Annotated in this window: 11 protein-coding genes and 1 pseudogene; 5 read left to right on the forward strand and 7 right to left on the reverse strand. The window is 59.3% G+C overall.

Translation table 11 applies throughout. The annotated features are described in order from the left end of the window. Positions 1-230 precede the first annotated feature (230 nt). A complete protein-coding gene (locus tag FYC77_RS04825; protein WP_149080376.1) occupies positions 231-761 on the forward strand; it encodes a DUF7344 domain-containing protein in 531 nt (176 codons plus the stop codon). A gap of 198 nt (positions 762-959) precedes the next feature. Here the strand turns inward: FYC77_RS04825 and FYC77_RS04830 are convergent, their stop codons facing one another. From FYC77_RS04830 to FYC77_RS04840, 3 genes are all read right to left on the reverse strand, one after another. Beyond that, a complete protein-coding gene (locus FYC77_RS04830; protein ID WP_149080377.1) occupies positions 960-1,961 on the reverse strand; it encodes a DUF1616 domain-containing protein in 1,002 nt (333 codons plus the stop codon). Between the two features lie 281 nt (positions 1,962-2,242). Next, a complete protein-coding gene (locus FYC77_RS04835; protein WP_149080378.1) occupies positions 2,243-2,518 on the reverse strand; it encodes a PadR family transcriptional regulator in 276 nt (91 codons plus the stop codon). 369 nt (positions 2,519-2,887) lie between these two features. Then, positions 2,888-3,220 (reverse strand): winged helix-turn-helix domain-containing protein, encoded by a 333-nt coding sequence (locus FYC77_RS04840; protein ID WP_149080379.1) that lies wholly within the window; start codon positions 3,218-3,220, stop codon positions 2,888-2,890. Between the two features lie 541 nt (positions 3,221-3,761). Between FYC77_RS04840 and FYC77_RS04845 the strand changes: the two genes are divergently transcribed. Both FYC77_RS04845 and FYC77_RS04850 read left to right on the forward strand, forming a co-directional pair. Further along, positions 3,762-3,932, forward strand: a complete 171-nt coding sequence (locus FYC77_RS04845) for a DUF7563 family protein (protein ID WP_449406744.1) — start codon at positions 3,762-3,764, stop codon at positions 3,930-3,932. Between the two features lie 185 nt (positions 3,933-4,117). Then, complete coding sequence (locus FYC77_RS04850) at positions 4,118-4,621, forward strand: DUF7344 domain-containing protein (RefSeq protein WP_149080381.1); 504 nt, start codon at positions 4,118-4,120, stop codon at positions 4,619-4,621. 461 nt (positions 4,622-5,082) lie between these two features. Here the strand turns inward: FYC77_RS04850 and FYC77_RS21160 are convergent. The 4 genes and pseudogenes from FYC77_RS21160 to FYC77_RS04870 form a co-directional block, all read right to left on the reverse strand. Then, positions 5,083-5,446 (reverse strand): annotated as a pseudogene (locus FYC77_RS21160) (DUF7282 domain-containing protein); the annotation flags it as partial. 1,917 nt (positions 5,447-7,363) lie between these two features. Continuing rightward, the gene (locus FYC77_RS04860; RefSeq protein WP_149080383.1) at positions 7,364-7,858 is read right to left on the reverse strand and encodes a helix-turn-helix transcriptional regulator; all 495 of its coding nucleotides are present in this window, start codon (positions 7,856-7,858) and stop codon (positions 7,364-7,366) included. Positions 7,859-8,217: 359 nt separating this feature from the next. Next, positions 8,218-8,571 (reverse strand): hypothetical protein, encoded by a 354-nt coding sequence (locus tag FYC77_RS04865; protein ID WP_149080384.1) that lies wholly within the window; start codon positions 8,569-8,571, stop codon positions 8,218-8,220. 194 nt (positions 8,572-8,765) lie between these two features. After that, positions 8,766-9,746: an NAD-dependent epimerase/dehydratase family protein gene (locus tag FYC77_RS04870; RefSeq protein ID WP_149080385.1), complete on the reverse strand. Its 981-nt coding sequence runs from the start codon at positions 9,744-9,746 to the stop codon at positions 8,766-8,768. 627 nt (positions 9,747-10,373) lie between these two features. Between FYC77_RS04870 and FYC77_RS04875 the strand changes: the two genes are divergently transcribed. Both FYC77_RS04875 and FYC77_RS04880 read left to right on the forward strand, forming a co-directional pair. After that, complete coding sequence (locus FYC77_RS04875; RefSeq protein WP_149080386.1) at positions 10,374-10,817, forward strand: hypothetical protein; 444 nt, start codon at positions 10,374-10,376, stop codon at positions 10,815-10,817. 368 nt (positions 10,818-11,185) lie between these two features. Beyond that, positions 11,186-11,956: an ABC transporter ATP-binding protein gene (locus FYC77_RS04880; protein ID WP_149080387.1), complete on the forward strand. Its 771-nt coding sequence runs from the start codon at positions 11,186-11,188 to the stop codon at positions 11,954-11,956. Position 11,957 lies beyond the last annotated feature (1 nt).

Below are 11,957 nucleotides of genomic sequence, written 5' to 3' on the forward strand. Positions count from 1 at the left end.
AGTACAATCTGGAGGCCGTCGCTAACGGTGATCGATCCGTCGATCGTCACCACCGAGCGGTCGAGACCGCCCGAAACATTGGATTACCCGTTAGTCACGCCCGCTAACCGGTACAATTCGATTATCAGGAGGTAGCCGTGCGATAGTAAAGGGAGAGGGTGTGACACGTGTTCGTGTGAGGTATCCGATCACACCCGATCGATGCTCGACTCGGGAACGCGAGGGCATCCATGGCTGAACACGACCTCTCCCAGGCTGAGTTGTTCGACGTGTTCAGCAACGCCCGACGCCGGCGGACGGTTCAGTTCCTGAAACGACAGGGCGGCTCCTGTGACCTCACGGAACTCGTCGAACGAGTCGCCGCTTGGGAAAACGATGCACCACCGGAAGAGATCACGCGAACACAGCGTCGCCGGGTGTACATCTCGCTGTACCAGACGCACCTGCCGATGCTCGAGGACCACGGAATCGTCGACTGGGATCCGGACGCCCACCTGATCGAACTCCTGCCGAACGACGACGTGTTCGAACCCTATCTCGATCGAAACCTCGGGAGAGAACGCGAGTGGCACCGTCTCTATCTCGCGGTCGCGATCGGCGGCACGTCGGTGTTCGCACTCGCCTGGGCTCTGACCGGTACGACCGCAATCGTGACACTCGTCGCAGTCGCGGTCTGTGTCGTCGTCCTCGCGCTCTCGATCGTACAGCACGTCTCGCGACGGCCCGACCGCCAGTTTCCGCTCGGCCGTGCGAGTCGATAACGACCGATTCTCGTCGCCCTCCACGGAGCCGATCGGTACCGTATCTTGTCGTGACGTCTGAACATCGGACTCGGAGTGTCCACCTCGCCTCGACGTCAGCTACCGTGTCCGTCATCCCGTCGCCGAATCTTCGCCTCGAGTCGGTGTCGACCGTCGTTTCCCCCTCGTGTGCGATCGTTCCGGGTCGACGTTCGTTGCCTATCCCTCGTCGATCTGCGGGTCGTCGGTTACCGTCACCCAGAAGTACGTGTCCTCGTCTGCGTTCTCGTTCGTCGGGATGACTGGAGGATCGCCTTCGTACAGAAGAACGCTGATTCGAACGGTCTCTCCGGGCTCGGCAGTCGGCCCGATCTGGCGCTGACTGGTAACCGTCGCTCCGTCCGAAACGTTCGCGTCGACCTCCTGTAGCTCTGTCCGATCGACCACGTCACCGTCCTCGAGGACCTGTTGCTGGACGACGACCATGTACGCCGTCCGTTCGCCTTCTTGATTCTCGATCGAGACCGTAACGGGCACCTGCTCCCCGGGCTCGATCTCGTCCGGGAGGTCTCCGGCGACTAACTCACCGTCCTCGTCCGCCGTGTAGAGGCCGAGTTCGGTGAACCCGCCCGCCGATGCGGGGATCAAGAATCCGACGATCAACGCCCCGATCGCGGTCGCGACCGCGACCGTGAGGAGTATCGACGACGCCGTTAGCACAGCATCGTCCGTTCGTCGAACGGCTATCACGCTGGCGATCGGCGAAACGGTAAACCGTTCCGGCTCCGGTCTCCGGAGACGACGAATGGCACCTAGCTGTGCGAAACCGACGGTAAACACCGCGAGACTGGCAGCCAACGGTTCGGTCTCGAGGCCCCACTCGGTAACCGGGAGCGTCAAAACGACCAGTGGAACGATCGCCAGTGACAGGGCGAACGCGAGTCCGATCCGTTCGGTGGCGTCGATTCCACGCCGATTCGTAGCCACCGCTGGCGTCTCTCGAGACGATCGCTTTGCGGTCGGAAACAGCACCGATACCAACGCGTATCCCGGGAGAAACAACGCGAGCGGAATGGCAAAAAATAGCGTGGCGGCTCCCCCGTCCGAAACGGATGTGATGACGAAATACGAGAGGACGGCGAGTGCCGAGACGGTTGCGAGGTCCGCAGGATAGGAGAGCACGGACGCCAGTCGAGTTCGCGTATACTTTCGAAAACTCATCGGCCGAATACCTCGGTTGTATCCGGTCTCTTCCGATCTGCTGTAGACGGTGCCCGTACCATTCTGGGTGGGACCTTCCACGCTCCACCGTTTTGTTATGGCCGAGCTATGGGATGAACAGGCACAAAACCTTGCGCTTCAGTGCGGGGAGGATATCAACCACTCGACTGTACGTCTGCAAGACGAGATACCGTCCGTGGACCCACGCAAGTGAATCCGATGGAAGTATCCCCAGCTGTGGAGTCAGCACACAAGAGAACGCCGATCCAGCGCGGACATCGTCAGAATTCGACGTACTGTTGTTCCCATTCGCGACGTTCGTCGATACGTTGGCGGCCGTCGTCGGTGATCGCGTAGTAGTTCGTGCGTCTGTCGAGTTGTCCCTTTTCTACTAGTTCCTTGTTGACCAGCGTATCGAGGTTCGGATACAGTCGCCCGTGATTGATCTCGGAACTGTAGTATTTCTCGACTTCGTCCTTGACGGTTTGGCCCGACGGACGATCTGCGCCCGCGATGACGTACAACAGGTCTCGCTGAAAGCCAGTCAGATCGTGCATTGCTCAATCACAGTGACCGTTCCACTGAGTAGATGTTTGTTATCCGTATCATACAGGGTTGTACAGCCATCTTTCACAATTTGTTTCTGGAACTAAAGTGTTTGTTCTCGAGAACGTCTCGGTTTCGTAAACGTCGGATCGACGATACGCGTTGATCTGTCCGGTACCAGTGGGTCGCCGTCCCCAGGATCTCTCTCTCTCGGACAGTGACTTCGATTCCCAGTTCGCTGGATGGTTCCGGCCCGACGTTTCGGAGATGCGCACACGATACCTGTCCGACCGTCTTCTCGTACGGACCGTTGTCGTTCGGTATCGGCGATCGATGACCCCGTCCGAACGATCACCGGTAACACGCTCCAACAATCCGTATCAGTCGTCGGTACGTGACAGAGAGACGCGTATTCCACCTTCGTCGATTCTCACGGCGAGTTGCTCGACCGTCGCCTCGTAGGCCGTCGTGTGAGAGCCATCGTCCTCGAACCGGATACACTCGGCGAGGAGATCACTCTCGAGCAGGTTGCTTATTCGTCGATACACTGTCGCGGACGAGCTGTCGGTCCGATCCGTCAGCTCTTTTGCCGTCTTCGGCCCGTCGCTCGTCGCGACGAGAATCGTCCGAGCACATGTATCCCCGAGGACGTCGAGCTGCGTCGCCGGATCGACGGACGGTTCCGTCTGGGTATTAGTTGCTTTCGTGGACATTGTTGCTCCTCGGTTCGAACGCAACGTTCTGTTCACCCTCCGCTGTGAGGGGATTCAGTGCGGATTCTCCGGACCGTCGTGAGGCCGCGTTCGTTGACATCATAGCGTTCCAACGGAACGATCGGTAAGCGATAGTGGTATTTTATAACGATGGGCCTTCCCGATCGAAGGTCACTCATTCTCTCGTGAAATATCGTATTTGTTCTACGAAATCACGTATTTCCCTCCTCGGAGCCGCCGAACAAGACCTACTTTGTCGGTCGAATACGGCGCAACTTGTCTGAACTCACGTTGAGGTCGATCGACGGTTCGTTTCGGTATCCGACACTGTGCCGGGTGAAGTCGCCGAAATCGCATAGAAACTGGACGTTTCCCACCCTATCCGGAACCGCAGTGAGTGAACAGTCTGTGTCCTTTATTCGCGTCTACTCCCCTGACTCCTACGACGCCCGGACGAGCACCGATACGTCGAACCAGACACTGATCGTCCGAGTTTCCACCCCCACCACTCATGAAATCCACACAACACGACTGGCGACCGATGGAATCGTCGACGGCAGGTGCGCGCTGTCGAAACTGTGGTACACACGTCACACAGCAGTTTGCACGCGTCTTCGGCGACAACGGCGACGTCGTCCACGGCTGTCCGTCCTGTACGACCTATCGTGAGATGCAATCCGGCGATCACCTTCCAGGTGACGAACCCCGATAGCTCACTCCAGTCGCCCCTCGATGTGTTTTGGTGTACAGACGCCGAGTTGAATGACTATATTTCCATACCATTTGGCCTGAAAAAGATACCGGAGGTTAAAGTCGATGGTCGGTGAAATCCAAGCCATGTATGACGGTCAATGACGGACAGCCTGTCGAGAACGCGGTTTCACGTTCCTCTTGACGATGTCTGTCCAGACGAGTAGATCGGATTCGCTGGCGGAAAGCGACGTCTTTCACATTCTGGGTAACGACCGCCGTCGAGCGATCGTCCAGCTTCTCGCACAGGAATCGAGTCAGGTCGATGTCTCGGACGTCGCAACGGAGATCGCGGCAACCGAGTCGGATACGTCATCCGTCCCGAACAACCTATACAAGAGCGTCTACGTCTCCTTACAGCAGACCCACCTCCCGCAACTCGAGGAGGACCGCGTCATCGAGTATGACTCGGAAGCGAAGACGATCGAGCCTGGGAGCAACTTCGAGTCCGTCCTGACCTACATCAACGGCCACGAAGACGACCGACCGTCGATCCTCCAGTTTCATCTCGCGATCTGTCTGCTGGGGCTGATCGTGATCGCACTCGCCGGCCTCGATCTTCCGGTCGTCTCGACTCTCGATCCGGTCCTCTCGAGCGTTCTGGTGTTACTCGTGGTGGCCGCCAGTAGCATCTATCGGCTGTTGAGTTGAGTTGAGTTCGCCTACCGTTTCCTGATCCTTCGTCAGCGAGTTGAGCGACGACTGATACGGATTGCTGTACCGGTAGAACCACAGGCTGAGGATCAACCGGAGAACGGTAGATCGTACGAGGTGAGTGCCGAGAAGAACGACGGAAACTCCGACAAGAAAATCCGTTTACGCTCCGTCCGTTGGACTGGTGGCTGATCAGGCGGGGGCGTTGATCATCGGCTTGGCGATTTTATCGACAATTCCCTTGTCGTCGTCTTTGTCGTCGACGTGCTTGTCGTCAGCGTCCTTGTCGTCGACGTGTTTATCGTCAGCGTCCTTGTCGTCGACGTGTTTGTCGTCGACGTGTTTGTCGTCAACGTGCTTGTCGTCAGCGTCCTTGTCGTCAGCGTCCTTGTTGTTGACGTTCTGATTATCGGCGTGTTCGGTGTTCGCTGACTGCTCGGTGTTCGCAAGCTCCTCGTTCGATTCGCCGTCGACGGTGACGACCGCGTCGTCGGTCACCGGTTCACCGGCTACCTCGTACGGACCGTCGTCAGCGCCGTCAGATTCGACGAAGTCGAACTCCTGGTTGTTGTTGGTGTCGCGGTGAGCCATCGCGATCAGCGTCTCATCTTCCTCGAGTGGTTCGTCGAGCGTGATTTCGACGTTCTCGTGGGTTCCTTCCTCGAGGTACTCCGAGACACCGATGACGCTTCCGATGACCTCTCCAACGAGGAGGCTGCTGTCGTGGATCACCACGAACCCGCCGCTTGCCATCGTGACCTCGTCGACGACGACCGTCTGGCCGTCGGAGGCCTGGTCTTCGAACGTCACTTGTGCGGGCTGTGGTTCGTCTTCGACAGGTTCCTCATCGACCGGCTCTTCCTCGGGTTCTTCCTCAACCGGTTCTTCCTCCTCGACTGGTTCTTCGGGTTCCTCTTCGACTGGTTCTTCCTCAGGCTCTTCTTCGACCGGTTCTTCGGGTTCTTCCTCAACCGGTTCCTCCTCGGGTTCGTCGGTGAGTTCGAGGATCGCCACTTCACCGAACTCGTCGGTGAGTACCATGTGGATGTACTCTCCAGCCTCGAGTTCGTCAGTCTCGACGTTGTAGACGACGTCGTCGGTCTCACCGGCGTCGAGTGTTACCTCTTGTGCTTCGACGAGGTCACCCTCGAGTCGGAACTGTACGTCTTGTGTCGCTTCGTCGTCACCTGGGTTGGTGACCGTGGCCGTTACGGTGATCGTCTCACCGACTTCCGCTGATTCCGGTGCGTCGAGCGCGTCAACGGTGAACGACTCAGCCGGTTCTTCCTCGACCGGCTCTTCGGGCTCTTCTTCAACCGGTTCCTCTTCAGGCTCCTCCTCGACCGGTTCTTCGGGCTCTTCTTCAACCGGTTCCTCTTCAGGCTCCTCCTCGACCGGCTCCTCTAGGACGGGTTCGTCCGGAAGTTCGATCAGGAGGAAGACGTTCGCCTGTTCGATGGTTACCTCGAGTCGCAGGTCCTCGTAGGTTTCCTGCTCGTGCTCGTCGTTGTCGTCAACGGCGTTGTCGTCGACATCATTGTCGTTGTCGTCGACACCGTTGTCGTCTTCGAGGTCGTTCTCGTCGTCAGCCAGCATTTCCTCGTCCGGCACGTCGTCGAGATGCTGGACGACGAAAATCGTCGCCTGGTTGATCGTCACCTGACGCTCGTCGTCCTCGAGGTCGTTCTCGTCGTCGACGGCGTCGTCGTTGTCGTCGGCATCGTCGACATCGTTGTCGTCGGCATCGTCGTCGACGCCGTTGTCATCGTTTGCGAGGTCGTCCTCGTCGTCGAGTTCGTCGTCCTCGAGGCCATCTGCGACGACGAAGATCGTGGCCTGCTCGGCAGTGACGTCCATCTCATCGTCAGCGGTTGCGTCGTCGTCCTCGACGTCGTTCTCGTCGTCGACGTCGTTATCGTCGGCTTCGTCGTCAGCATGCTCGTCCTGCACGAGGCCGTCCTCGAGCACGACGAACGCGGTCGCCTGATCGATCGAAACGTCCGTGTGGTCATCGATGTCGTTTTCGTCGACGGCGTCGTCATCGATGTCGTTGTCTTCGTCGTCGACGCCGTTGTCATCGTCATCGAGATCGTTCTCGTCGTGATCGACGTCGTCTCCAATCGTCGTAACGGTGGCCTGCTCGATTGTGACGTCGAGGCTGACGTCACTCATTCCGACTGCGGTGTAATCTGCGTACTCGGCGTTGTCGTCAACACCATCGTCGTTGTCGTCGACGGCGTTGTCATCAGCGTCGTTGTCGTCGACACCATCGTCGTTGTCGTCGGCGTCGTCAACGCCGTTATTGTCGTCGGCATCGTCATCGACGCCATCGTCGTTGTCGTCGACGGCGTCGTCATCGACGTCGTTATCCTCGTCGAGTTCATCCTCGTCCGGAATATCATCGACGTCGTGTACGACGTATATGTCCGCGTGTTCGATCGTTACTGTCCACGATTCGCCATCCGCGAGTTCCTCGTCACTGGCGTCAGTGTCGTGCTCGTCGAGCGCCGCGGGCGCTCCCACGGCCATCGCCCCCGTCGAGCCGACCATCATTAGCACAGTGAGTACTACGAGTAGCTTTTTGCGTGCGTTCATAGTTGCCGTGAAGGCAGCGGATCAACGCTCTATCACCGCATAAACCGGCACATCAATTTCGCCGAGAAACAGATCACTATGCATCAGGCGGTCGATTCCGCGTGAGAGGGATGCCGGGAAATGTGTGGTTAGGCGTGTGACCGATCACTCGTTTTTTGACTGTTCCGGCGACTTCGAAGCGGTCGGCTCGTGGTCTGGCAAACAGACGAGGTTCTCCCGACCCAGGCGGAGTTTCGTTATCCGACCGTCCTCTTCGAGCTCCGCCAGCAGCCGACTAACCTTCGCTTTAGACCAGTCGACCGAGTCGACGATCTTCGACTGCTTCATCCGACCACCGTTTTCACTGACGAGTTGCTGAACTCTCTCCCGATCGGTCATGAACCCCTCGCGGTTGGAGTCACCGACTCCCGTCACCGACTGGCGACTCTCGAGGCGGTTCCGAACGACGAGTGCGCCGCCGAACACTGCGAGTGCCACGATCCCGACTATCGCTGCGAGATGTGATTCCTCTCCGGCCACGAGCGGGACGAGGGTCCCGATCGCGACCCACTGCCCAGTCTCGAGCACGTAGAGAACCGAATCGGCCAGTGTCGTGGTGGACGGGTTCGAAGCTATCCGTCCACTGAAATGAACAGTCATATCGTCTATACGTGTTCGAATGCAGTCACTCGATACGGTACGATCGGTGGCCACCACCTAAGTAGTTATTATTGGTCATTTGCTCTTTTGTTTTATCTATATATCATATCTAATGAACAGTTCGGGAATTCAATGAGTAACGCCGTGGAGACTGCGCTCTCGTCGTCTTGTCACTCGGTTCTCGAGCGCGTTCTCACATTGTCGGACAAAACGAGTCGCAGGTTTTCGACCGAACGGAGGATCGTAAATCTTCACTGACTGGTGTCCGATAGTGTCAGCTGCTGTCGATACGGACTCTGTCCCAGTTCCGTCGTAACCGCGATCCGTTCGGGACGGCATAGTGTCTGGACGAGCTCGGTTCACACCCCGGGGACGCCGACTGCATCGAAGCCCGTTACGCCGACGAGCGCGAGAACGTACAGGACGACGAGCACCGAGAGCCAGGCGACGATCGTGATCGCAGCGGCGTCAACCCAACCGCCTGGGTATCGTGCGTTGACCACTGCGAGGTAGGCGACGAACACGAGAAGTGGCCCAAGCAACGGGATCCATCCGAAGAAGAACCCGACGAGGCCCCAGACGATTGCACCGATCAACGCAGTGATAGCCGCGTAGGTGTAGTCCTCCGCGTCGACGATCACTTTCGCTCCGACGAATATTCCGAGTGCGCCGATCAGGAGGCTGACGACGAACACAATGAGGCTGTCGATCATACTCTTGGGTAGGCCGCCTGATACCGATAGTTATCTCTCACCTACAGGAACCAGTACGGTATTTCAACGCGTCGAACGTCGATCCGGCCGTGGGTCGAAGCCGACTGCGTCGAGCGAAATGTGTCAGTGCTTCCGTAACGGTTGCCGGAACTTATCCCCAGTTACGCGTCGGAGCAACCCGAACCCAAGCACGATCAGGAGCCATCCGGTGTGCGGTCGGCGACCAGTCCGGTGGAGTCGGTCGAAGCCGCCAGTTCCGTTTCGTTTGCGAGCGCTCGAAGCCCCGTCTCGAGCCTGACACGTGCCTCGAAGTCGAGTTCGCGTCGCGCCTTCGAGACGTCGGCACGACTGTGTCTGACGTCGCCGGGACGCGGATCACGGTGGACGATCGGCGAGGACGAGTCGACGACGTTTCGAACCGTCTCGGCGAGCGTCCGGATCGCCGTTCGCTCACCAGTTCCGACGTTGTACGCTCTGCCCACCGTCTCCGTCGTCGCCGCACGGAGGTTCGCCCGGACGACGTCGCTGACGTGGACGAAATCACGTGTCTGTGATCCGTCGCCCTCGACGGTTATCGGCTCTCCCGCGCGCGCCTGGTCGAGAAACATGGAGATGACCCCGCTGTATGGGCCCTGTTGTCGGGGTCCGTAGACGTTGAAGTAGCGCAACGTCACCGTCGCCAGATCGTACAGATCGGCGTAGAGTCGTGCGTACTGATCGAGCGCGAGTTTCTGGATGCCGTAGGGTGAGGTTGGATCCATCGATGCGGACTCAGTTACCGGCAATTCGTCCGGATGGCCGTAGATCGCAGCGCTCGACGCGACGACGACCCGGGCATCCTCCCGACGTGCTCGCTCGAGGAGTTCGAGACTCGCTTCGAGGTTCGTCTCGTGACTCCGCTGTGGATCGTCGACGCTCTCGGTGACGCTGACGATCGCCGCCTGGTGGAAGACGAGATCGACGTCGTCCATCGCTCGCGCGAGGACGTCCTCGTCGCCGACGTCGCCTTCGATCACCGTCGCGTCGTCGGGGACGTACTCCCGGCGACCGCTCGAGAAGTCGTCGAGGACGCGAACCTCGTTGTGCGGGAGGAGGGCGTCGACGAGGTGGCTGCCGACGAACCCTGCACCGCCGGTTACGAGTACCGTGCTGTCGCGAATCGCTGGCGATCCCATTGTTGGCTCGAGTATCCGAGGTCCGTTTAGTATGGAATCCTTAGCGCGTCGTAACCGGCTCCTACTCCACGCCAGCGGGGAGACGAAGGGAGCGTCCCAGGAGCACTCGACGGTACGATTCGGGTTTTCGGCAGTCTTCTTCGAAATCCAATAGAAGCGGTATCGATGTCCCTCGGGAATGTCACGGCGGCGGTCGTCGACCGACGGGAGCTGCCGGTTTGCCACAGTGGCGTTCCAACACTGCAGTAAACAGATACGGTTTCCGACGACTGGTTGCTGTCGATCGCTCGCCGGTCTGCGCTCGACCGGCACCGACTCGTAGCGGTCCGTATCATACGGTTTACTGTCAGTCATCACCGGCGAAACCGCGACCAGTCTGCGGTTTCGCCGGTACATCGTTACAGCAATCCGTATCAGTCGACGGTTACCGACCACAAACCACGGGATGGGTAGTCAGTACGCGAGACCAGGCTCCGTCTAGGAGTGTGACCCTGGAACGAGGCTCGTTCTAGGATCTTCCCTGGCTGTGTATATATACTCCTGTTCGGGGGATCGGTTGTGATGACTCGCGTCGCGGCGGGCGTTTCGACTCCGTCGAGTGGCCCTCCGCGCGGGAGGTGACCGATCATGTCTGACGAACGCAATTCGATCTCCAGACGCAACGTACTCCCAGGACTCGGTACCGCCGGCATCGGCGCCGCACCCGTCGGTGCCGGTACGAACGCGATGTTCAGCGACGACGTCGAGTTCGAGGACGACCAGCTGGTTACCGGTGAACTCGACCTCAAACTCGACTGGCAACAACACTACCTCGGCCCGACCGACGAGTGGGAGTTCGTCAACGCCCACCCGGACGACGAGGGCGACGGCGAGCAATCGATCGGTGAAAAGCGAGTTCTCGACGACGATATCGAAGTCGACGGACCGTTCTACACCTATACGCAGAACGGATCGCGGAACTTCGACGACGACGTCCTCGAGTACTGCGGGCTCGACTACGACTACGACTTCGGCGATCAGAACACGCTGATCGGTCTCGGTGTACCCGCCATGTCCGATACGACACATTAGCTGCTGTTAGTTATGCTCGATGTGGTAATTCATCGCTCACGACACGAATCGCTTGAGGAGTGTATAGATCTCGCTGATTCACGGAAGGATACGCCTAACGCGACCGGTATCGGTCCAGTTGGGTTCGAGACTGGGGCCAGTTCGGTTCAGAGTCGAACCTACTGAGCGGGTAGAACGAAGCCAACGGCGCCAGCGCATTGGAGGCGTCGCGTTCGACGATCGTGGGCGTCGGACTCGCGTTCGAGCAATTTCGCTGTCGCCTCCCCACTCGACGGGGTCCGTGGCCCGGTCGGACTCGCGGATCGCCGCCTTCGACCCGTGTCGGATAACCAAACTTTAGTGTGGATCGGTCACGAATCGGGGGACGAATGCCCTCCTCTCCGTTCGCAATCGAGGCAGACGGACTGACCAAACGCTTCGGGAGCGACGTCGCCGTCGACGGCGTCGACCTCGCCGTCGACCGCGGAACGGTCTACGGCTTTCTCGGCCCGAACGGGGCCGGAAAGACGACGACGATGCGGATGCTAACGACGCTGACGCGGCCGACTTCCGGCGAGGCGTGGATCGTCGGCAATCCCATCACTGACCGCGACGCCGTCCGCGGATCGATCGGCTACCTTCCCGAGGAACCCCCCGTCTTCGAGGAACTCACCGGCTGGGAACAACTCGAGTACGTCGCGCGGCTTCGTGACATTCCCGCCGAACGGGCGAACGCCCGGATTGAGGCCTGGCTCGAGCGCTTTGGGCTGGCTGAGGATGCCGGCAAGCGGATCGACGACTACTCGAAGGGGATGCGACAGAAGGTCGGGCTCGTCCAGGCGCTGTTACACGAGCCGGCGGTCGTCTTCCTCGACGAACCGACGAGCGGACTCGATCCGCGTGCCGCACGGACGGTCGTCGACGCGATCGCCGAGATGGCCGAGGATGGTCATACGATCTTCCTCTCGACGCATATCCTGCCCGTCGTCGAGAAACTCGCCGATACCGTTGGTGTCCTCTCCGATGGACACATCGTCACCGAGGGGAGCCCCGACGCGTTGACCGCACAGGTCGAAAGCGAGACGGATTCGACGCTCGAGGACGTCTTCCTTACGGTGACGACCGACCACGGCTCCCGCCAGGCGCGGCCAGCCGAGTGAC

The sequence above is a fragment of the Natrialba swarupiae genome (assembly GCF_008245225.1).
Lineage (GTDB): Archaea > Halobacteriota > Halobacteria > Halobacteriales > Natrialbaceae > Natrarchaeobius > Natrarchaeobius swarupiae.

Bases quoted from the DNA above. Each gene is read 5' to 3' on its own strand.
- FYC77_RS04865 (WP_149080384.1), bottom strand. From the start codon at position 8,571: ATGATCGACAGCCTCATTGTGTTCGTCGTCAGCCTCCTGATCGGCGCA.
- FYC77_RS04825 (WP_149080376.1), top strand. From the start codon at position 231: ATGGCTGAACACGACCTCTCCCAGGCTGAGTTGTTCGACGTGTTCAGC.
- FYC77_RS04880 (WP_149080387.1), top strand. From the start codon at position 11,186: ATGCCCTCCTCTCCGTTCGCAATCGAGGCAGACGGACTGACCAAACGC.
- FYC77_RS04870 (WP_149080385.1), bottom strand. From the start codon at position 9,746: ATGGGATCGCCAGCGATTCGCGACAGCACGGTACTCGTAACCGGCGGT.
- FYC77_RS04840 (WP_149080379.1), bottom strand. From the start codon at position 3,220: ATGTCCACGAAAGCAACTAATACCCAGACGGAACCGTCCGTCGATCCG.
- FYC77_RS04845 (WP_449406744.1), top strand. From the start codon at position 3,762: ATGGAATCGTCGACGGCAGGTGCGCGCTGTCGAAACTGTGGTACACAC.
- FYC77_RS04850 (WP_149080381.1), top strand. From the start codon at position 4,118: ATGTCTGTCCAGACGAGTAGATCGGATTCGCTGGCGGAAAGCGACGTC.
- FYC77_RS04875 (WP_149080386.1), top strand. From the start codon at position 10,374: ATGTCTGACGAACGCAATTCGATCTCCAGACGCAACGTACTCCCAGGA.
- FYC77_RS04830 (WP_149080377.1), bottom strand. From the start codon at position 1,961: ATGAGTTTTCGAAAGTATACGCGAACTCGACTGGCGTCCGTGCTCTCC.
- FYC77_RS04835 (WP_149080378.1), bottom strand. From the start codon at position 2,518: ATGCACGATCTGACTGGCTTTCAGCGAGACCTGTTGTACGTCATCGCG.
- FYC77_RS04860 (WP_149080383.1), bottom strand. From the start codon at position 7,858: ATGACTGTTCATTTCAGTGGACGGATAGCTTCGAACCCGTCCACCACG.